The sequence below is a fragment of the Nostoc sp. NMS2 genome (assembly GCF_017115105.1).
GTDB lineage: Bacteria > Cyanobacteriota > Cyanobacteriia > Cyanobacteriales > Nostocaceae > Nostoc.
This window is the reverse complement of sequence record NZ_JABXKH010000068.1, coordinates 1-21414: the sequence shown is the minus strand read 5'-3', so window position 1 is coordinate 21414 and position 21414 is coordinate 1. Positions and strand designations below refer to the sequence as shown.

The window sequence follows — 21414 nt, the reverse complement described above, 5'->3', positions numbered from 1 at the left end:
GCGGGGGGCGGGGGGCAGGGGGAAAACTCTTCTCCCTTGCTCCCTGCTCCCTGCTCCCCATCTTCCTCATCCCCCTCATCTCCTCACTCTGACTTACTTAAACAGACAAGGGGCTTAAGCCCTTTGTCTTAAACCCCTTGTTAAAAGTAGTTTTCGTTGGTGTTGAATTTTGTTCCTCAATCCAACCTACACCTAGATTGATCAAAACCTATTAAAAATAAAGGTTTATGATTTTTCTTTGATGAAAATAGCTAGTACAGTTCAGCGGAAATAAACAGACCATTTGAAATGTCTAAAACCCTTACGCAACGCTAATTACGAATTACGAATTACGAATTACGAATTACGCGAAGCGGTACTAGTTAGTTCAAGAAATTTGGAGTACCACCACCACCATTCTTACCAACAGCAGGAATTTCCAGTAGACTATCTGTAGCCTTTCCAGTACCGTCGTTAATAACGGGTGTAGAGCTACCTGCTGGATGTCCATTGGGGACGAACAGTTGCGGGTGGTCAAAAGGCGCTTTATCATACCGAACTCGCTCATCAGTCAGACCTTTTAAAAAGGCGACCAATTGCTGTTTTTCTTCCGGTGAGAGATTCAGTGGGGGAAGAACTCCAAAGTCACCACCCCGATTGTAAAAATCAACCACTTGCTCTAAGGTTGCATGGCCTCCATTGTGGAAGTAGGGAGCAGTAAGTTCCACATTGCGAAGTCCAGGTGCTTTGAAAGCTCCGTTTGCAAACACAGGTTCACTAGGACTCAGTGTCGGATTGAGGGTGGGAGGATTTTCACCAAGGAGAAGCTGAAATTTACCCAACTGAGCCAATCGTGCTTCTGAAAGCGGATTACCGAAAGCGTCATTACTACCCAAACTAGGGTCGTCTGTCACAGGTCTAACACCGATATTGAAGAAGCCATTGTCTTCAGGGGATCTTGGGCCGAATGGCGCACGTTTGATTCGTCCGTCTTTAGCTATGCTACTTACTGAAGCAGCTGTTAATTCTGATCCGACATGACAACCAATACACAGACCTTTGCCCTGAAACAGTTGTTTACCTAGTTGCTGCTCAGAAGTTAAGGCAGCAGTGTTTCCTTCTAAGAAGCGATCGAAGGGGGTATCATTGGCAATGAGTGTAGACTCGTACAACTGAACTGCAAGCCCAAAGAATAGCGAGAAGTTGTACTCCATTAATGTATACTCATTAGTCTCTAAGGAGCGATCGGGCTTCTTGACAAAAGTCCTTCTCCCTTCAGCATCAACTTGAATGAGTCGATTAGACTTCCACCACTCCGGCTTGAAAGCATCTTGAATCAGCCGTCCATAAGTTTTATCTCTGAGTCCGGGTTTGGGCGATCTACTATCCTCGCCTAAAACGCTGTCTTGTGGATGCACTACCTGCTTACCTAGCGGTCTGAGAGGTAATAACTTTTTCGCAAGTTTGCGGGGGAGCTTTTTACCCTTACCAACGCTGAGGGATCTTCTGTCAATTCGCCCAAACTTATCACCAATTTCTTGAAAAGTTCGACCATCACCAGATGACTCAAAGGAACTGAGTGGCGGGCCAACCGCTTGGGATGCCAAAGATGAATTCTTTAGACTGACTTTGACAAATTCTAGTTTATTTGGGTTTTCTGCTTTGGCGATCGCAGCGTTAGGATCTCTTAAACCAAAGGGATTCACCCCATTAAAGATATTTTGTGCCCTTCCGTCCCAGAAGTTGCGGAAGTTGAATGCTGAATTAATCACGCTTGGGGTGTTACGTGGCTCGACGCGGCGCACATTTACGCCTCCCACGTTAAATACCGGATCTGGCACGTTTGTTACTTGGTCTTGTGCATTACCAGGTGTGACATCAACAAACTTACTATTGAAGATTCCCTGAGAAGAACTGACATCGTTATTGTCAGATACAACAGTTCTAGGATCGTTAGGGTCGGACAGCTTGTGGAAGGGAAAATCTTCTGGTTTCAGTTGGTAGTTTGGTAGGCCACCAACATTAAAAACTACATCTTGATTCTCTGTACCATCAGGGTTAATCCGTAAAAGTCCAGGAGCAATCTGATTTTTGGATCTATTGTCGGCCCCAGCATGAAAGTGACAACTAGCACAGGCGGTTATTCCGTCGCTCCCAACCTGCATATCCCAAAAAAAAGTTTTTCCTAATTTTATGGCGGCTACTTTGTCTTTTACGAAGTCTCCAAGATTGTCAGGCTCTGGAACCGATACGCTTTTGAGCGAAGCTAGAGGCGATGGCGTAACTTGGGCTGATACAGTATTTCCAGCTATTATCGCGACCATAATAATGACAGCAATTGTTATAGTCTTTAAAAATCTTGCTCTCAGGTAGTCAAGCTTGCCATATCTGAATTTCCACTTTTGGCGCTTTATTTTTGTCACCATAAATTTGAGCAAAAATCGACCTTTTGAGGTCAGTAGGAAGTAAATAGACAAGCCTGTAATAAAGATTACTAAGCTTAAAATGGGTATAAACCCCATAATGTTTTGTACTAAAATGACACTGAAACAAATTATACGTTTCTGTGGAAGTTTGAAATTTAATATTCATGTAAAGTAATTACGTAGTTTACGAATTTTTTATGAACTAAAAACGAAATAAAAGGGCATAATTTAGGACTAAAAATAAATGGAGTAAGGTCAATAAGCTGTTCCACATTGAATTTGCAATAACTAAACTATTAGTATTTATTCTCAATAAAAATAAAATTTAGATATGCAAATTAAATATTTTTTAACTGATCATCAGCCCTACTTTAAGTAGGATATTTGAATGTCACTACATCAAAGTTCTGGTCGCTGGCGCTTAGGGCTAGTATTATCGCTATTGACGGTCTTATTGTGGGGAACTTTACCTATTGCTCTGACGGTAATTCTGCAAGTGCTTGATGTCTATACCGTCGTTTGGTTTCGATTTTCGGTATCATTCTTACTACTTGCTATGTATTTAGGAATACGTGGTAAGTTACCAAAGTTAGAACAACTGCGTTCTGCCTCTTGGAAATTATTAGCGATCGCTACACTATTCTTAGGGATTAATTACTTTCTGTTCATGCAAGGTTTAGCACTAACATCACCTGCTAACGCTGAAGTTCTGATTCAATTATCTACCCTTTTATTAGGTTTCGGAGGGTTAGTGATTTTTAAAGAACGTTATCGGCTGTATCAATGGATTGGTGTCAGTGTAATGATTTGCGGTTATGTTTTATTTTTTCGTGAACAACTAACAAATTTAGTTACAGCGCATGGCACATATCTACTAGGTAGTGTTTTGATAGCTCTAGGAGCAACGACATGGGCTATTTATGCTTTAGCACAAAAGCAGCTATTACAATCTTTATCTTCCGCCAGCATCATGCTGATTATTTACGGTGGGTGTGCTTTATTATTCACTCCTCTCGCCAGAGTAAAATCACTTTTGATACTTGATCCTTTCCATTTAGGAATGTTGTTTTTTTGTGCTTTGAATACTTTAATTGCTTACGGTGCTTTTGCCGAATCATTAGAACATTGGGAAGCATCACGAGTGAGTGCCGTAATAGCTTTAGCTCCTATTGTGACATTAATATCAGTTGCAGTTGTATCAGTTATTGCACCTGATTGGATACCATCAGAACACTTTAGTTTGATAGCAATATTAGGAGCGGGTTTAGTAGTCACAGGTTCGGTAACGATCGCACTAGGAAATGATTAGTTGTAAAGATTTTCAGGATTTTTACTGTTTTTTATGTAGAGAATTTGTGCAACATTCAAAGCTACAACATAAATACTGAGGCGGAGTATTTTTTATTTGTTATGATTTGATAGTGAAGGCGAACTACGGGAGTCACCTATTATAACATAGATACTTTACCCATCTGTGTGACTCTGTAGGATCTGATTTTTGACTTTATAGCCAAGAAAAAAATTCTTGCAGAAGAATTCATAAATCAGAATTCAGGAGTCAGATAAAGCTTTCTACACTCGCAAGTCATCCACAATTTCTATTGAATTATCACGACTGACTCCTAAATTCTGTTTTGATAAAATTGAGGCTAAAAACTTAAAGTAAACCAAGCAGGGTGTCCGAATAACTACCAAAGCCAACACCTGATAAAACCAGATTACCGAAACAGTTGAGCGATGAATAGTTTGTTTGGTAATTGGGCCAGCAGCCTTAGAAAAAATTCCCTATTGCTGGTTCTTTCAACACTGCTGCCAACGTTTGGAATTAGTAATTCTGTCTTGGCAGCAGAGCGGATTTATGCATCTTATTCAGCCTTAGAGCTTTCCATTTCAGTCAACACTTTAGAAAACTATGCCAAAACAGGTGTAATTAACGAAGATTTGGCAGCCTATCAGCAATATCTGCCTCTACAAGAGCTTCCAGAATTGCGGCGGATTTTACTTAATCGGGTGAAAGTTAGTCCGGTAGTACTTTCACAACTTCTCTACACACCGCAAGGAGAATTTTTGCTGCATCGGTTGGCGCAAGTCATTGTAAACAAATCTTCTCAACCAGAACCAGGATTTGGTACTTTGCGTTCGGCGTTAATTTCAGCCTCTGCGGAATCGGGAGGCTTGACACTTTTGAATGTTTTGCGTAAATATCCCAGCAGCAGCATTCGTCTTGATGTTGCAGAGACTTTAGAAATAGCTACGGAATTAGAGAAACTTGTTAACCAAACCCATATTGCGATCGCAGCAGTTTCTCAAGAGTCTAAAATAGAAGCTGCTACCATTTCACAACCAAATCTCTCACAATTGCCCGATTTAAAGGTTCCGGGAAAGTTTAAGTCGCAAAAATACACCCTAAAGTTTTTCGACTCAAGACGCAATCGGCTTTTATTAACTGATGTTTACATTCCCAATGTCCAAAATACTGCACCCATAATTGTGATTTCTCACGGCTTGGGTTTAGATAGCAGCAACTTTCAATATTTAGCGACGCACCTATCTTCTTATGGATTTGCCGTTGTCGTTCCCAATCATCCTGGTAGCGATGCTAAACAACTACGTTCTCTGCTAAAGGGACACGCCATTGAAGTAGCAGAACCAGGTGAATTTAAAGACCGGCCAATGGACGTAACATATATATTGAATCAATTGGAAAAAGGTAATCAATCTGATTCAAGGTTTAAAGGTCGCTTAAATCTGCAACAAGTCGGAGTATTTGGTCAATCTTTGGGAGGCTACACAGCTTTAGCCTTAGCAGGCGCGAAAATCAACTTTGAGCAGCTAAAACAAGACTGTCAACCAGCAGCACTGCAAAAAACCTGGAATATGTCTTTACTGCTCCAGTGTCGCGCTTTAGAATTGAGCATCAGCAAGTCTGGCAAGGATTATAACCTGCGGGATGAGAGAGTGAAAGCTGCGATCGCAGTTAATCCCATTACTAGTTCTATTTTCGGCAAAGCTGGCTTAAGTCAAATCAAAACTCCAGTGATGATTGTCAGCAGTAGTGATGATACAGTTGCACCAGCTTTATCTGAGCAAATCTTACCTTTCTCCTGGTTTGCAAATTCACAAAAGTATCTCGTCATGCTTGTAGGTGGCACTCACTTTTCCACTATTGGTAATGGCAATCCTGCAAATCAACAAGTAGCATTACCTGCTGATATGATTGGCGATGCTTCTCAAGCTCGTCGTTACATGAATGTTTTAAGTTTACCTTTCTTCCAAACATACATTGCAGGAAGGCCGCAATACACCCCCTACCTGAACGCCGCCTACACTCAAAGCATTTCTAGTAAGTCTCTTGGTTTAAGTCTTGTCAAATCATTGAATACAACCGAATTAGCACAATTGCTAGATGTAAAAGGAGGCAAATCTGTAAAAAAAAAGTTCCCAACACCATAGTCAGCTTCGGATTTTGGATGTTGGATATTGGTGTTGCATTGCTGCATGTAATGATTTTTATTTGACTTTGTACAGACGTAATTAATGGGAGTATCCCAAAGGTGTAAATTTACTCTTTAGCTCTCTCTGCATGAGATAAAAAATATTTTATGCTGAAGATTTATACGTATTTTTACAAAATTGGGATACTCTCTTTTTTATCTATAAATTTAGAGTTCCCATTTTACTTGCAATTCTTCAAGTATCTTAGGCCGTATTAAAATTTTTCCTTCTCAAGTTAATAATTATGGATTTAAAAGTGATACCAAAACTTTATTAATTTCTTCTTTTATAAAACTTGAGTTGTTTCTAAAAAAATCTTCAAGTGAGTAATTTAAAATTTGCTCACAAAATGCATAACTACTGATTGTTGGATCGTCATTCAAAATTCCAATTAAAACTAATAATTGAGCGGCTTTATATCTTTTCAAAACTGTGGCATTAATCTGACAAGATAATACCATCATTACTGGAAGTAAATTCTCATTATAAGCTCTAATTGCATTTAAAAGGTCTGCATTTTGCCTTTTTGAATCTGCGCTTTTGTATCCTTGGCGGATTTCAAATGCAGCACCAACTAAAGTTTTGGAACGATTTGTATCAAGTCCCAGTTTGATTGATGATAATTTTAGCCATTCATTTATCATGTCTCGATAACGGCTATTTTTTATATCATCTACAGAAATTTTGGCATCGAGTGTTAATTTAGCACTGGAACCGTCATTTTTTATAATTTCGTATCCCCAAATTACTTGTTTGGTATTTAGATCTAATTGATCTGAAATGATTTGACGAATAAGTCTTTCACAACCAATACCTAGCTGTCTATAAACAGAAGTTATTCCCCCAGCTGCTTTATGTGCAGCGTACATTAAATCAGAATCAAATCCTATCCAGTGATATAAAGGATCCGAAGCATATAAGTTTTTAAATTCTAGTAATGGTGTTCCATCTTTATTGGATGTACCAAACTTAGGTGTATATCCTGAGCATAATTTAATTGGCTCTAACAGAATCTCTAAGTATTTTTTATTTTGTTCATTAACTAGCATGAGCTTTTATAACAGAAAGATAGTTTTTGACAAATTCATAAATCTGTTTAGCTATTAAATGTCCAATTATTGGTGGAACAGCATTTCCTATTTCAATTATATTTTGACTTGCAGAATGCGGAAATACGAACTCATCAGGAAAAGATTGAAGCCTTGCACATTCTCTAACTGTTAATCGGCGGTCTAAAGAATAATGAAAGTGAACTCTTGCTTTTGTATTTGCCCTTACTGTATAGGCAATTTCTCCCTGTTTAGATTTTTGATCTCCTTGGCCTGCTCCTTTTGTAGCTTTTGTAGCCACAAAGTATTGGCTTTGGTTTGGTATGCTTTCATCATCAATTTCTACGAGGTCTTTGATAGCTTCATCGATTGAAACATACTGAAAAAATAATTTTGGAGTAGGAGGCAAGGGAAATGATTTAATATCAGATCTAACACCAACTAAAAATAATCTCGTTCGACTTTGAGGCAATCCAAAATCTGGACAATAAATTTTCCAGACCTTAAAAATGTAGCCAACTGATTCAAATTCTTTGAGGATGTGGTTTAAAAAAAATCCATTTTCTAATTTCTCTAAAAAAGGGACATTTTCTCCTACTACAATTTCCGGTTTATGTATATTCATATAATCTTTCATTACAGTATATAATTCACCTCTAGTACCTTGAAATCCTTTTTTGTGTCCAGATGACGAAAAATCTTGGCAGGGAAATCCTCCCAGAAGAACATTTGCAGGAGGCAATGAAGGTATATCTACATTAGTAAGGTCTAGTGTTGTTACATCATTTGAAAGATTTAAAGCATAAGTCTGAGTAGCTTTTTCGTCAATATCGTAGGCGTGTACCATTTTATATGGGAGAGCTTCATATTTTTTATTGAGGAAACTAAAACCTCCTAAAAAACCCAGATCAAGCCCACCGCATCCAGAAAATAATGAAATAGCGTTTATATAACCTTCAGTTTGATATCCTTCAATCAGTGTAGGATTAATATAATTTTTTATATTTGGATTAGCTTTAAACCCATATTGAAAAATAGGTTTTCTTTTTAAGGCTTTTCTTTTTGGCAATCCAGATTTTGGGCGCATTTAACTCTAAGTATTATTCTGTAATTTTATTGCAAAATTCATTTTTATCATATCGCTCGGCTCTGACCAGCAAAGTAATAAATTTTATGCTGAAGTTTCTTGCTTAGAATCTTCTTTAATTTCTTGCTTTTTCTTATCTCTCTCATCCCCCCAACTCTAAGGTATATCTCTAGCCACTTCATCCTCTTTATACCTTAGTTACTGTAAAAACCGTAACCAGCACAGATATATGCGATCGCATTCATCCTTCTCGGCTTTAAAGAAATATGACATTTAATTGCGTTATTGTAAAAATCAGCTTTACATAAGTTGATTTATGAGTCAGCCTAAAGATACTACTACCCAAGCGACTGCTCTGACTAACCACGATCGCAAACCTATTCATATACCTGGCTCTATTCAACCTCATGGTGTACTACTAGCACTCAGTACTCAGTTAGAGATACTGCAAGTTAGCAACAATACCCAAGCATATTTAGGTAAAGAGCCAGAAGATTTGCTCGGTAAACCATTGAGCTATTTATTAGAAGCTCAACAAGTAGAAGCTGTAAAGCAGTGCTTGGTAAAAAAAATTGGCAGTCATAATGCTTTCAAAGTATCAATAAATACTTTGCATGGGGGACGAGATTTTGACGCGATCGCTCATCGTACAGAAGAGGCTATGATTCTGGAGTTAGAGCCGACTGACTCAAAATCTGAGGTGAGTTTTTTAGGCTTTCATGCTTTGGCAGGTGTTGCGATCGCAAAAATGCAAAGCACATCAAACCTGGTAGAATTTTTGCATCTAGTAGCTGAAGAAGTCCAAAAAATCATCGGTTTTGATCGGGTAATGGTCTATCAATTTGACCAGTCGGGAGCGGGTTCTGTGGTTTCAGAAGTTAAACGGGAAGATTTATCACCTTATTTAGGACTCCATTATCCCGCTACAGATATTCCAGCGCAGGCTAGGGAGTTATACATGCGCTGCTTTCTCCGATTTCTTCCCGATTTGACAGCCGAACCTGTCCAGCTAGTTCCCACAGGAAATCCGACAACACATCAGCATCTTGACTTAAGTTACTCTTTGCTCAGAAGTTTTGATTGGTGTTGTGCTGAATATCATCAAAATATGGGAGTGAAGGCTCTTTTAGTAATTTCAATCATTCAAGAGCAGAAGCTCTGGGGATTAATATCCTGTCATCATCAAACACCAAAGTACATTTCTTACGAAGTCCGCAAGATGTCCGAATTTTTAGGACAAATTGTGTCTTCAGAGTTAGCGCACAAAATTAGTCATTCGGAATGGGATTATAAGGTAAAACTCAAATCGCTACAGTCTGAGTTCCTTGAGTCCATTTCCCAAGCAGACAACTTTATCGATGCTTTAATCAAACCGGAAATCCGTTTGCTGGATTTTGTCAGTGCCTCTGGAGCGGCAGTTTGTCTGGATAATGAAATTAACCTTGTGGGAGCAACACCAAATATTGATCAGGTGCGGGCGTTAATTGAATGGGCAGATACTCAAGTTAGTGACAACCTATTTTCTACCGATTCTCTGCCGAAGCTTTACCCAGAAGCGCTCATATTTAAAGATACTGCTAGTGGTTTGCTGCTACTGCGGATTTCTAAAGTCCGGCGTTATTATATTCTTTGGTTCCGCCCCGAAGTTCTTCAAACGGTACACTGGGCAGGAAATCCACAGGAATCCATTCAAGCTCAGACAGATGGTAGCTATACCCTGTCTCCACGAAAATCCTTTGAACAATGGCAAGAAACGGTTAGATTAACTTCTTTACCTTGGAAAGCTTGTGAACTTGAAAGTGCGATCGCTCTGAGTAATGCGATCGTTGGTATTGTCCTCTCGAAAGCGGATGAATTAGCTAAAATCAACCTGGAGTTAGAGCGCAGCAACCAAGAACTAGCATCCTTTGCCTACGCTGCTTCTCACGATCTCAAAGAACCTTTGCGGGGTATTTATAATTTCTCGACGGTGCTGCTAGAAGACTATGCCCAAGTCTTAGATGATGATGGAATTGAGTGCTTGCAAACAGTAGTGTCCTTATCTGTACGCATGGAAACTCTGATTAATGCTTTGCTGCGACTATCGCAGTTAGGACAAGCACATCTCCGAGAGCAAGCAACCGATCTCAACGAATTACTCAGCCAAGTAATTGATGTCTTTCGTGCTAGTCGCCAAAACTCTGGGCTTGTAGATATTCGCATTCCTCGGCCTTTACCAACAATTCAGTGCGATCGAGTTCTCGTTAATGAAGTCTTCAGTAACCTGCTTGGTAATGCGTTCAAATACAACGATAAAGCAGAGCAATGGGTTGAGATTGGCTACCTTTCTCAAGAAGAGGGGCAGAGGGGTAGGGGAGCAGGGGAGCAGGGAGCAGGGGAGCAGGGAGCAGGGGAGCAAGGAGCAGAGGGAGATGAGGGAGATGAGGGAGATGAGGGAGCAGGAGAAAAAGAACAATTGATTATTGACCAATTCCCAATGCCCAATGCCCCATGCCCAATGCCCACTTGCCCTGAGCGAAGCTGTTCGCGTAGCGTCTCGCAGAGAAGGGATGCCCAATCCCCAATCTTTTATATCCGAGATAACGGTATTGGCATTCCACAGCATCATCTAGAAACTATCTTTAGATTATTTAAGCGGCTGCACTCTCAGGAAAAGTACGGTGGAGGAGCAGGTGCAGGATTAGCTATTGTTAAGAAGATTGTTGAGCTTCATAACGGTCAAATTTGGGTTGAATCTACCGTAGGACTTGGCTCGACTTTCTATTTCACCCTGGAATAGTTTAAGATAATAACCAAATATGTATTTTTGTTAAGTTCTTTTAAGACCACGAATGACAAAAAAACTTCATGAACCTCTGCTTGTTGTTGAGGACAGCAATGAAGACTTTCGGATGCTACAACGTCTGATGCGGCACATGTCCGTCCAGAACCCCATACATCGTTGTACCAATGGGGATGAGGTTTTAGAGTTCCTTTATCAACAAAGGAGCGATGCCCATAGCAAAGGCGAAAACTTACCAAACTCTAAAGTAGCATCACGACCCTCTGTGATCTTGCTCGATCTGAATTTGCCAGGTATTGATGGCCGTGAAATTTTAGATCGGCTCAAGCAAGACAAGAGTTTCAAGGAAATCCCCATCGTTGTTTTTACCACATCATCTAACCCCAAGGATATTGAGTTGTGCTACCAAAAGGGCGCAAATGGATATCTGGTAAAGCCGATGGACGCTCAGGAACTAAAAAAGACGATTCAGGCATTTGTGGACTATTGGCTTCAAGCCAATATGCCGCCAGTCTTGGATTAATTTGTTTATTATCTGTCGATGAGACAGTAGGGAAAAAAGGATAATAAAGGAGACGGCTCAGAGGACACAGAGACATTTTCCTCTTTGAGTCACTGTGTCTGTTTGTCTCTGCTAGATTCCTTTTCCCCATTTTCTGTTTTTGACTATTTGGTATTTCTTTAGGATCACTAAAGAATTTAGATTTTATTTATACTTATTTTATATTATTTTTAGAATTATGCAATAAAAACATAATCTGGATAAAAGGGATCTATATGGTTCCCCGCTCCTCATACTTGTATATGTTGGACATAAGGACGCTACTCATCATCGATGATTGTGCAGAAGATCGGAAAATCTATCGCCGATATCTGTTGAAAGATCCGCACCAGTCCTACCAGATTTTTGAGGCAGACTGTGCTGAAGAAGGACTTGCTTTGTGCAAAAAAATCCGTTGTGATGCCATTCTGCTGGATTTTTGCCTACCTGATATGAGTGGGATAGAACTGTTCGATCAGATGCAGCAGGAAATATTTAAGACTTCTGTCCCTGTGATTATGCTGACAGGGCGGGGTGATGAAGAGGTGGCTGTGCAAGTAATGAAACGGGGTGCGCTAGATTATTTGGTTAAGCACAATGTGACACAGGATATACTGCAATTAGCAGTCCGCAATGCCATCAAGCAATCATGTTTGCAAGCCCAACTCAGCAAAACTCAGGAACGCCAGCGCTTAATTGCTACAACTGCTTTACGAATTCGCCAGTCTCTTAACCTAGAGCAAATTTTGAATACAGCTGTAGCAGAAGTACAGCAACTTCTAAAGTGCGATCGCGTGATGGTTTATCAGTTCGCCCCAGATAGCGACGGTAAAATAGTTGCCTCATCGGTTGAGTCATATCGCACTGTATCATTGTGCGATCGCGTCGGGACTGGGGAAGAAGCAGGGGAGCAGGGAGCGGGGAGCAGGGGGAAAATTCCTCTCCTCTGCACCCTTCCTCCTGCTCATCTGCACAATTTTCAATCCCCAATCCCTTATATTTATGAGCTTGGCTTGTGTAATTGTGTCAGCCTAAAAGAGCAATTTAATACTAAGGCAAATCTGGTAGTTCCCATTAATCTGAGTAACAATGGCAACCCAACTCCTAAACTTTGGGGTTTGTTGATTGCTCACCATAATTCTGGGGAACGACATTGGCAAACTGATGATGTAGAAATGCTCAATGAAGTTTCGGTACAATTAGCGATCGCGATCCAACAGGCTGAATTGCTAGCCCAAACTCAAGCAGCGCTTGCGAAAGAAAAGCAACTCAATGCATTTAAATCTCAAATCATTGCCACGGTTTCCCATGAATATCGAACGCCGCTAACTTCAATTTTGGCGGCTGCATCAACTTTGACAAAACATAACCAACAACTGGATGAGTCTAAACAACAAAGGTTTCTCGGAATTATTGAACAGAAAGCAAGGTATATGTCCAAACTTGTGGATAATATGCTTCTGGTTAACCAATTTGAACTAGAAAAACCCAAATTTAAACCAATCCCACTAGATTTACTGCAATTTTTTTCCGATCTGATTGAACAAGAGCGAGAAACAACAGGCGATCGCCACGAATTGATTTTTAACATTACTGGGCATACCCAAGGCTTTTGGGGCGATCGGGGACTGTTGCAGCAAATTTTTATTAACTTAATGTCTAATGCAATTAAGTACTCTCCAGATGGAGGGACTGTAGAGTTCCATCTCATCGGTAAAGAATCACAAGTAATCTTTTACATCAAAGATCAGGGAATTGGTATCCCGATAAGAGATCAAGAAAATTTGTTTCAATCCTTCAGTCGTGGAAGTAACATTGACACAATCCCCGGTACAGGCTTAGGGCTAGCGATCGCTAAAGGTTGTGTAGAATTACATGGTGGCGATATTACCTTGTTTAGTGAAGTGGGGCAAGGAACTCAAGTTACAGTCAGCTTACCGAAGGTATTCCCGATGAGTCAACTCTCCCCATCATCAACTTAACTTGTGGCAATACTTGCCTCCCTAAGAGGTTGTTTGAAAAGTGGTTGGCTGTGATTTTAGGCACTTATTGATCCCCCCTAGCCCCCCTTAAGAAAGGGGGGAACCGGAGTCAAAGTCCCCCTTCTTTAAGGGGGATTTAGGGGGATCTCAAAGTATTTGCTACCGAGAAAAAGACTTTTCAAACATCCTCTTACACAGTAGGGAGGTTTTTCTATATTCAATAAGTTATTGAACAATTAACTACACACCCTCATCTAGTGCCTTTTGAATAGCTTGACGGCAAAATTCAGGCGGGTCATCCTTAGCTTTAACCGCATCCTTCATTTCCTTAGTGACACGGAAACTAAGCTGCTCATTTAGCTCTTTGCTTTGTGGATTACCAAAATTTTCAGGTTTACCCTTGCGGTCAGACATTGTTTAGAGATGTAAATATAGCTTCAAGCCGACGAAACCATCGGATAATAGTTTTAAATCGGTGAGCGTACTGTCTGGAAAACTTGTAACTCACCGATACCACTTTTGAGAAATGGTAACTCTATGTTTACACGTTCGGAACTCGAAATCAAAACCATCAAAGAACTGCGTGACTTATGCTTACGCTACGGTATCAAACCAACTGGGAACAGAGGGTACAAGACTTCATGGATTACATCCTTGATGGTATTTCCTCAAATGGCACTATCTCAATTTGACGTAGGGAAGGGATTAAAACCTCCTACCTTTGCTTTCATGCAAGCACTGAGTAACGCTATAGATGAGATGAATGCTCCTACAGATGAGCAAGCTGCACTCATCAAAATCACGATGGAAGGAAAAATCATGAATTACCCAGATAGGTACACCCAAGAGAAACTGCTAGCTTTGCATAAAGCAAAAATGTATCTTGAAATAGCTATCGGGTTACTGAGTCAGTAATCATCCATTAATTTCTGTCAGCTAACTCCCTTCATCCTAGAGGGGAGTTTTTCTGTGAGTACCTTGGGGTGTTGGGTAAGGGTATATGACTTTTTTGATGTTTTTAAAGGAAAAATCGATGTGAACTTCTAAATAGAGATTAGATGTCTAGAGTTATTGGAGTAATACTTAGAGAACTCTGAGGATAGAATATAGGATAGAGATATGCTTTTATTCCCCTTTCCTTGATAACGGGGTTGAGAGAGTAAGCATTTTCTGAGCATGATTAACAAGTATGATTTTATATTTATTATTTATGCTTAAATGCTGGAATTAATATATTTGAGCATTAGATGAGCATTTGAGAAAGAAAAGAGTAAAAGTATTGCTATTGTGTTATCTCAAGGTTTTCTCAACTTAAACAAACCATTTGACTGGACTTCCCACGACTGCGTAGCGCGGGTGCGAAAATTGTTGCGCCTCAAACGTGTAGGACATGCGGGAACCTTAGATCCAGCTGCTACAGGGGTTTTACCAATCGCTTTTGGTAAAGCTACAAGATTATTGCAATATCTGCCAGAAAACAAAGCTTATAAAGCCACTATTCGGCTGGGTGTGCGTACCACAACCGATGATTTGCAAGGTGAAATCATCACTTCTCAACCTTGTGCTGGATTGAGTTTGGCAGAAGTGAAAAGTGCATTAGCACAATTTGAAGGCAAGATTGAGCAAATACCACCTATTTACAGTGCAATTCAAGTGGATGGTAAACGTCTCTACGATTTAGCACGCCAAGGGAAAACGGTGGAAGTTCCAGTGCGAACAGTGGAAGTTTTTCGGATAGATATTTTGGACTGGAGAGAAGGAAATTTTCCGGAATTGGATGTGGCGATCGCTTGTGGTTCTGGTACATATATTAGAGCGATCGCTCGTGATTTAGGTGCAAGCTTGGAAACTGGCGGCACTCTTGCGGCTTTAATCCGTACTGAAAGTAGTGGTTTCAATTTAACCGATAGTCTCACCTTGACTGATTTAGAAGCACAACTACAAGCTGGAACATTTCAACCCGTTTGCCCAGATGCAGCTTTACAACATCTGTCATCTGTTACTTTACCAGTAACATCTGCTCAAAAGTGGTGTCAAGGTCAGCGAATTTCTATAACTTTCGATGTTGCTGAAATAGTGCGAGTTTATGATGAAGAAACTCGCTTTTTAGGGATTGGGCAATTACAAGACGAAGTGTTGATCCCTCAAATGGTTTTTGAACCGATTTCTTAATATCTTAGTTATTGGTCATTAGTCACTTGTACTGAGCGAAGTCGAAGTATTTGTCACTTGTCAAGAAGAATAATAATAACGAACTACCATGACAGAAAGCTTAGACCAGATTGAGGCGATTATAGAGCGGATAGTACAAAGGACTGAAGCGATCGCAGTGTTCGCTAAACAGGAGAACGGCATATCATGAGCGATCGCCATCCTACCACTGCTGCACGTCTCAATGTTTACATCCAAGGTCAAGGATTCCCCATTCTGGGCTTACATGGTCATCCTGGTACTGGTCGTAGTCTTTCTGTGTTCACCAATCATTTGTCAAAACGCTATCAAACTATTGCCCCTGATTTACGTGGATATGGCAAAAGTCGCTGGAATGGCAATTTTGAGATGAATGACCATTTAACTGATTTAGAAGCGCTTCTAGACCGCTTAAATATTGAAAAATGTCTACTATTGGGATGGTCACTTGGGGGCATTCTAGCAATGGAACTGGCATTGCGTTTACCAGAGCGCATTACTGGGCTGATTTTGGTGGCGACAGCCGCAAAGCCCCGTGGTAGTCATCCGACCATCACTTGGCAAGATAATTTATATACTGGCGTTGCTGGCCTATTAAACTATATAAAACCGAGTTGGCAATGGAATATTGAAACTTTTGGTAAGCGATCGCTTTTCCGCTACTTAGTCCAACAACATACATCCACCACTTACAACTATATCGCCAAAGAAGCAGTACCAGCTTATCTGCAAACCTCTCCTGCTGCTACTCGCGCTCTCTATAGTGCAATTCAATCAGGATACAATCGGCTTTCAGAACTGCCACAAATACAATGTCCTAGTTTGGTACTTGCTGGCGATAAAGACCGCCACATCACATCTGATTCGAGCCTAGAAACTGCTCGACACCTCCAAAATTCTCAGTGGCAGTGCTATTCAAACACCGCCCATCTTTTCCCTTGGGAAGTCCCCCAGCAGGTTCTGAATGACATTGACCATTGGCTGGAAGAACATCCGCAGGTAATTGATATTCAATAGTCCAAGAGTTTTTAACTCTTAACCACATAATTCGCAATTAGAGATCGAAATTACGTTAGCGTAGCGGGGCGAAGCCCATTAAGAATTACGAATTACGAATTACGAATTACGAATTATCTTGCTTTTCGCCTAACTTAAATTTGACCGCCAAAGGCAGGCTGTACTTTGCGGTCAAATCTTTCCCCCAAGTCTTCAGCAATTGTTAAGGTATTAGGTTTACAACGTTTGACACGCACGGCAATTCCCGTAGCTCCTTCGACTTCCAAATCTTCTATGTATCCAGTGCTTGACAATTTTGCATCAGAAGAACTTAGAAATGGGCCGAAGTAGTATGTACAACGGGGATTTTGCGTCACAATCTCTACCCACCAAGCCAGGCCGATGGAGTCGAATGTGTTAATCAACACTTCCTTGAGGTTATGCCAAAGGGTTTTCATGATTTTTGCCGATTTATAAACGTCTACAGGGTGTTAAACGATATGGTGCTTTATTATCTTTTACATTTCTTTATACTCTGTTACTGTTATTTTTTCAAAGAAAATTTTTGTAACTTATCTAAGTACACCGTATTTAGCGATCGTTGGCGATAAATTTCATAAAGCGCCATCCCTGCTGCTACAGAAGCATTGAGGCTGGGAGTCTTACCTTGTAGAGGAATCGATACCAAAAAATCACAGGAGCGTTGAGTCAACATACCAAGACCTTCGCCTTCTGAGCCGATTACCAAAACGATTGGGCCTTTGAAATTGACAGTATGCACGGGTTCGCTTCCACTTGCAGCAGTGCCATAAATCCAAAAGCCAGCTTCTTTTAATTCTTCTAAGGCGCGACCAAGGTTGACAACTCTAGCTACAGCAAAGTTTTCTAAAGCGCCTGCTGCCACTTTCATCACAGTAGAAGTGATCCCAGATGCCCTTCTTTGGGGAATTACCAATCCTTGAGCGCCTATTGCTTCGGCGGTGCGAATAATTGCTCCTAAGTTGTGGGGATCGGTAATTCCGTCAGCCACGACAATAACGGGATCGGTTACAGATTTAGACTGTTCAATGAGATCGGACAATTCGATGTAGCCGTAGGGAGCAGTTTGTGCTGCCACGCCTTGGTGATTAGCGCCATTGGTGAGATAGTCTAAGCGCTTAGGTTCAACCTCATCAATAACTGTGCCATTTTCCTTAGCTTGCAGGAGAAAATGGTGAAAGCTGGGATCGTAGCGCAGACGGGTAGTAATCCAGATGCGGTTAAGATTGCGCTGATTTTGCAACGCACTCAATACTGGATGACGACCGTAGATGAGATCGTTATCTTCTTCTGTTGGTTGTGTAGATACAGGCGGCTGGGAGAAGTTGCTATTTCGTTGTCGGGAGTTGCCAGAAATTGGGTTGCTATCTATTTTCCGAGGATTACGAATGGGAGCAACAGAAATTGGGTTGCTATCTATTTTCCGGGGATTGCGAGTGGGAGCAACAGAAATTGGGTTGCTATCTATTTTCCGGGGATTGCGAGTGGGATTAGCAACAGAAATCGGGTTGCTATCTATTTTCCGGGGATTGCGAGTGGCATTACTAACAATACGCTTGCCCTTAATTTTTATCGGTTTCACACGATTTTGTTCGCCAGTAGAAGTGTTGATGATTTTTCTCGGTTTATTCTGCATTTGATTTAAGGATATAGCTTATGGTTGAACATACCGATTACCTTATTTTCTGGAACCTAATCTACTGCTGTACCTATTGTTGTGAAATTGAGTTTTCACTCTTTTTCTACATGAAGCATTTGCAACAGTTCGGTTAGACGCTGGTAATCAGTGAGATATAAATAGCCTATTAGGGTTTCTAGACTAGTTGCCTGTTGATAAATTTCGGGATTAAGTCGCTTAGGGCGACCTGTAGCGGCGTTTCTACCCCGTCGGACAATATCTAATTCGGTGTCCCTCAGATGAGGAGTTAGCGATCGCAAATGTAGCGCTTGTGTTTCTGCTCTTACCTGCTCCACTACCAGACTATGGTAAATTCCTGACCGCTGCAATGGCAGCAGATAGAACATTCTAACATACAACTCATAAATTGCATCCCCCAAATATGCTAAAGCAGTAGGAGAAATTTGTTGCACTTGTGAGAGGGAAATCTGTTGGAATGGCCCTGTGGTTGCCAAGAGTGCTTGAGTCCAAGATAAACCCTGCTTAGGAGTTTTATCTTGTCCATCTAATAGCTCATCCTCCTGTGACTTCACAAATAAATCATTCCTTAACGGGCTAGATTTGGCAGGCATTCTTCGCAAAGACTGATTTTTCTGAAGTATGCCATGATAGTATACTTAGCATAATCAATACTATCAAAATTACTTCCAATTTCATCTTTTTGATTGAGAGTTGGCATTTAAAATTACCCTGATGTCAACGCCTGTAAACCAAATTTCGCCTACTTATTGTAGTCTGTGTCTAAGATAGGGTAAAATCTGAACATCAAATACACCCCGTTACTAGATAGCATTGCTATGCTTACTTAGTAAGTGACAATTTTTAACTATACAGTATCTAGTCAAGTTTATCCATAGACAAATCTGCTAAATTTGTATTTTTTACAACTTTTTCAGACTTGATTATTTATCCGATGTTCTAGTCAGAGATTACACAGCAATCACTTGGTGGATATATTTTTTTGATTGCTCTACTTTAAACATAATAGCGCAACTGGCTTTTTGCCTCTCCCACAAGGAGAGAGGTTTTCTGCCAGAAGTTTTAAAAATTAAGCTACCCGATGTTAAATCTGGATAGCTGAATTGACCTCTCTGTTCAAGCAATCAAGACTACTTAACGTTTTCTAGAGCTTCTTCAACTGATTTTTGCAGGGAGAGAAACTTCTCTAGACGAACAAGCTTGACTGTTTGAGTGACGCGGGCATTTGTGACAATTTGCAAAGTGCCCTCAGCAGTTTGAGCCTGCTTGGCTAGCTGCACCAGAGCGCCCAAGCCAGAGCTATCAATAAAATCGATTTGTGAGAGATCCAAAATAATGTGCTTAGGGCCCTCTTCAATCTTGCTGCCAAGCACTTTGCGAAATGTAGGCTCAGAAAAGGCATCTAACAAACCTGTGAGGCGGAATAGCTGGCAGTTATCCCGGACTTCACGAGTACTCCTCAGGCTAACGGTTAGATTCAGTGGCTCAGCAATAATTCCCTCCTCATGAGTTAAAGTGAACGCTCAAGTATAGATGGTTTTTGAGCGAGTTGTCTACAATCTGTTGGAATAGGGCATTGGGCATTGGAAAGAGGCAGAGGGGCAGGGGGAAGGGTGCAGAGGGGAGGAATTTTCCCTGACAGGTGTAGGTTTTTTATTTGGGCATGAGTGGGTACTTTCAAGCAGAGTTCTAAACGTGGTTCAAATAACGAAATTTCGTTCTTGGGTGGAAATCAGAAATTAAAATTTGAGTTATCAACCAACGGAAAAACCTATTTAAACCACATTTTTTAAATACCTACATCTGTGAGAGGAATTTTCCCCCTCTGCTCCCTGCTCCCTGCTTCTTCCCCATTCCCTATTTTTACCTTACCTCGGCTGTTGCGGCTTGACGTGCTGTTCGCATAGCTTGAACAAATTGCTCAAACAAGTAATCAGCATCGTGTGGGCCAGGACTGGCTTCTGGGTGATACTGTACAGAGAATACAGGTAGAGATTTGTGACGTACCCCGGCAATGGTGCGATCGTTTAAGTTCAGATGGCTGATTTCCACAACTGCCGTAGGTAAGGAATCTGGGTCAATAGCAAAACTATGATTTTGGCTGGTAATTTCTACCCGTTGTTGTAAACCCGCAGGCTGATTTAAACCACGATGACCAAATTTGAGTTTATAGGTTTCTGCCCCTAATGCATGACCTAAAATTTGATGCCCCATGCAAATACCAAAAATGGGTTTTTGACTTAACAGGAGCGCTTTAGCGGTTGCAATCCCTCCAGTGACGGCAGCCGGGTCGCCTGGCCCATTAGAAAGAAACACACCATCTGGATTGTAATTGAGGATTTCTTCTGGTGGGGTATCAGCAGGCACAACAATTACCCGACAACCGTAACTTACTAAGCGACGCAAAATGTTTCGTTTTACGCCAAAGTCAAGGGCAACAACGGTAAAGGCTTCTCCAAGATTTTCAGCAGCCTCAGAGTTGAATTCCCAAGCTGGAATTGTGGGATCTGACCATTCATAAGCCGTTTGGGTGGTGACTTCGCGAACCAGATTTAATCCCGCCATGTTGGGAGCCGCTAGTACCTGTTCTAGTAATTCCGCCTCATCGAGAATGGTTGTTGAAATGCCACCGTTCATGGCTCCAAACATCCGAATTTTGCGGGTGAGGGCGCGGGTATCGATGCCGTAGATCCCTGGTACTTGGTTTTGTTTCAGGTAGTCTGGTAAAGATTGTGTCGATCGCCAGTTACTTGGTCGTTGACAAATATTCCGGGCGATCGCACCCCGCACTTGGGGCCCATCAGATTCCTCATCTTCAGGATTGATACCAGTATTACCTAATTCAGGATAGGTAAAAATGACAATTTGACCGCAGTAACTAGGGTCAGTCAGGACTTCTTGGTAGCCGGTCATGCCAGTGTTAAACACCACTTCTCCGATCGCGGTTCCCGTAGCACCGAAAGACCAACCGCGATAAGTGGTTCCATCTGCCAGGACAAGTAAAGCAGGTATTGCGTCAGTCAGGGGCATAGGCGATAGATTAGGGATTGGGCATGGGGGAGGCAGTGCGGTCTTGGGGTTTCCCCAAGTGGAGCAACTGCCGTCATGGGGCATGGGGCATGGGGCATTAATTAAATAATTCGTAATTCGTAATTCGTAATTCGTAATTCGTAATTCGTAATTCGTAATTC

Annotated in this window: 17 protein-coding genes; 8 read left to right on the top strand and 9 right to left on the bottom strand. The window is 41.1% G+C overall.

The features are described from left to right. Positions 1–362: 362 nt before the first annotated feature. The gene (locus HWQ36_RS14105) at positions 363–2303 is read right to left on the bottom strand and encodes a cytochrome c peroxidase (protein WP_292703601.1); all 1941 of its coding nucleotides are present in this window, start codon (positions 2301–2303) and stop codon (positions 363–365) included. Between the two features lie 490 nt (positions 2304–2793). Here HWQ36_RS14105 and HWQ36_RS14100 point away from each other — a divergent pair, with 490 nt between their 5' ends. Both HWQ36_RS14100 and HWQ36_RS14095 read left to right on the top strand, forming a co-directional pair. Then, complete coding sequence (locus tag HWQ36_RS14100) at positions 2794–3714, top strand: DMT family transporter (RefSeq protein ID WP_292703598.1); 921 nt, start codon at positions 2794–2796, stop codon at positions 3712–3714. Between the two features lie 428 nt (positions 3715–4142). After that, entirely contained in the window at positions 4143–5858 is a 1716-nt protein-coding gene (locus HWQ36_RS14095; RefSeq protein ID WP_292703595.1) for an alpha/beta hydrolase, read from the top strand. Between the two features lie 284 nt (positions 5859–6142). Here HWQ36_RS14095 and HWQ36_RS14090 read toward each other — a convergent pair whose 3' ends face one another. Both HWQ36_RS14090 and dcm read right to left on the bottom strand, forming a co-directional pair. Next, positions 6143–6949, bottom strand: a complete 807-nt coding sequence (locus HWQ36_RS14090) for a hypothetical protein (protein WP_292703592.1) — start codon at positions 6947–6949, stop codon at positions 6143–6145. Next, a complete protein-coding gene (dcm, locus tag HWQ36_RS14085) occupies positions 6939–8036 on the bottom strand; it encodes a DNA cytosine methyltransferase (protein ID WP_292703589.1) in 1098 nt (365 codons plus the stop codon). The genes HWQ36_RS14090 and dcm overlap by 11 nt, the downstream gene beginning before the upstream one ends. 316 nt (positions 8037–8352) lie before the next feature. Here dcm and HWQ36_RS14080 point away from each other — a divergent pair, with 316 nt between their 5' ends. From HWQ36_RS14080 to HWQ36_RS14070, 3 genes are all read left to right on the top strand, one after another. After that, entirely contained in the window at positions 8353–10815 is a 2463-nt protein-coding gene (locus tag HWQ36_RS14080; protein WP_292703585.1) for an ATP-binding protein, read from the top strand. A 52-nt stretch (positions 10816–10867) separates the two neighbouring features. Then, positions 10868–11341, top strand: a complete 474-nt coding sequence (locus HWQ36_RS14075; RefSeq protein WP_292703583.1) for a response regulator — start codon at positions 10868–10870, stop codon at positions 11339–11341. Between the two features lie 281 nt (positions 11342–11622). Then, on the top strand, positions 11623–13341 hold the full coding sequence (locus HWQ36_RS14070) for an ATP-binding protein (RefSeq protein WP_292703580.1): 1719 nt from the start codon (positions 11623–11625) through the stop codon (positions 13339–13341). 240 nt (positions 13342–13581) lie between these two features. Here the strand turns inward: HWQ36_RS14070 and HWQ36_RS14065 are convergent, their stop codons facing one another. Further along, the gene (locus tag HWQ36_RS14065; RefSeq protein WP_229463161.1) at positions 13582–13755 is read right to left on the bottom strand and encodes a hypothetical protein; all 174 of its coding nucleotides are present in this window, start codon (positions 13753–13755) and stop codon (positions 13582–13584) included. 123 nt (positions 13756–13878) lie between these two features. On the opposite strand from HWQ36_RS14065, the gene HWQ36_RS14060 reads away from it, so the two are divergent. The 3 genes from HWQ36_RS14060 (at position 13879) to HWQ36_RS14050 (ending at position 16548) form a co-directional block, all read left to right on the top strand. After that, entirely contained in the window at positions 13879–14256 is a 378-nt protein-coding gene (locus tag HWQ36_RS14060) for a hypothetical protein (RefSeq protein ID WP_292703574.1), read from the top strand. A 372-nt stretch (positions 14257–14628) separates the two neighbouring features. Beyond that, positions 14629–15513 (top strand): tRNA pseudouridine(55) synthase TruB, encoded by an 885-nt coding sequence (gene truB / locus HWQ36_RS14055; RefSeq protein ID WP_292703571.1) that lies wholly within the window; start codon positions 14629–14631, stop codon positions 15511–15513. Between the two features lie 186 nt (positions 15514–15699). Continuing rightward, positions 15700–16548: an alpha/beta hydrolase gene (locus HWQ36_RS14050; RefSeq protein ID WP_292703569.1), complete on the top strand. Its 849-nt coding sequence runs from the start codon at positions 15700–15702 to the stop codon at positions 16546–16548. A 134-nt stretch (positions 16549–16682) separates the two neighbouring features. Here HWQ36_RS14050 and HWQ36_RS14045 read toward each other — a convergent pair whose 3' ends face one another. The 5 genes from HWQ36_RS14045 to carA all read right to left on the bottom strand — a co-directional run bounded on the left by HWQ36_RS14045 (position 16683) and on the right by carA (position 21253). Further along, a complete protein-coding gene (locus HWQ36_RS14045) occupies positions 16683–16985 on the bottom strand; it encodes a DUF1816 domain-containing protein (RefSeq protein ID WP_292703566.1) in 303 nt (100 codons plus the stop codon). An 86-nt stretch (positions 16986–17071) separates the two neighbouring features. Then, the gene (rlmB, locus tag HWQ36_RS14040; RefSeq protein ID WP_292703563.1) at positions 17072–18202 is read right to left on the bottom strand and encodes a 23S rRNA (guanosine(2251)-2'-O)-methyltransferase RlmB; all 1131 of its coding nucleotides are present in this window, start codon (positions 18200–18202) and stop codon (positions 17072–17074) included. Between the two features lie 95 nt (positions 18203–18297). Further along, complete coding sequence (locus HWQ36_RS14035; protein WP_292703560.1) at positions 18298–18777, bottom strand: ribonuclease III domain-containing protein; 480 nt, start codon at positions 18775–18777, stop codon at positions 18298–18300. Positions 18778–19353: 576 nt separating this feature from the next. Continuing rightward, complete coding sequence (locus HWQ36_RS14030; protein ID WP_292703604.1) at positions 19354–19719, bottom strand: STAS domain-containing protein; 366 nt, start codon at positions 19717–19719, stop codon at positions 19354–19356. Between the two features lie 367 nt (positions 19720–20086). Continuing rightward, entirely contained in the window at positions 20087–21253 is a 1167-nt protein-coding gene (gene carA / locus HWQ36_RS14025) for a glutamine-hydrolyzing carbamoyl-phosphate synthase small subunit (protein WP_292703602.1), read from the bottom strand. Positions 21254–21414: the final 161 nt, after the last annotated feature.

Coding starts and splice junctions, on each gene's coding strand:
- HWQ36_RS14105 (WP_292703601.1), bottom strand. CDS start 2,303: ATGGTCGCGATAATAGCTGGAAATACTGTATCAGCCCAAGTTACGCCA.
- HWQ36_RS14100 (WP_292703598.1), top strand. CDS start 2,794: ATGTCACTACATCAAAGTTCTGGTCGCTGGCGCTTAGGGCTAGTATTA.
- HWQ36_RS14095 (WP_292703595.1), top strand. CDS start 4,143: ATGAATAGTTTGTTTGGTAATTGGGCCAGCAGCCTTAGAAAAAATTCC.
- HWQ36_RS14090 (WP_292703592.1), bottom strand. CDS start 6,949: ATGCTAGTTAATGAACAAAATAAAAAATACTTAGAGATTCTGTTAGAG.
- dcm (WP_292703589.1), bottom strand. CDS start 8,036: ATGCGCCCAAAATCTGGATTGCCAAAAAGAAAAGCCTTAAAAAGAAAA.
- HWQ36_RS14080 (WP_292703585.1), top strand. CDS start 8,353: ATGAGTCAGCCTAAAGATACTACTACCCAAGCGACTGCTCTGACTAAC.
- HWQ36_RS14075 (WP_292703583.1), top strand. CDS start 10,868: ATGACAAAAAAACTTCATGAACCTCTGCTTGTTGTTGAGGACAGCAAT.
- HWQ36_RS14070 (WP_292703580.1), top strand. CDS start 11,623: ATGTTGGACATAAGGACGCTACTCATCATCGATGATTGTGCAGAAGAT.
- HWQ36_RS14065 (WP_229463161.1), bottom strand. CDS start 13,755: ATGTCTGACCGCAAGGGTAAACCTGAAAATTTTGGTAATCCACAAAGC.
- HWQ36_RS14060 (WP_292703574.1), top strand. CDS start 13,879: ATGTTTACACGTTCGGAACTCGAAATCAAAACCATCAAAGAACTGCGT.
- HWQ36_RS14050 (WP_292703569.1), top strand. CDS start 15,700: ATGAGCGATCGCCATCCTACCACTGCTGCACGTCTCAATGTTTACATC.
- HWQ36_RS14045 (WP_292703566.1), bottom strand. CDS start 16,985: ATGAAAACCCTTTGGCATAACCTCAAGGAAGTGTTGATTAACACATTC.
- rlmB (WP_292703563.1), bottom strand. CDS start 18,202: ATGCAGAATAAACCGAGAAAAATCATCAACACTTCTACTGGCGAACAA.
- carA (WP_292703602.1), bottom strand. CDS start 21,253: ATGCCCCTGACTGACGCAATACCTGCTTTACTTGTCCTGGCAGATGGA.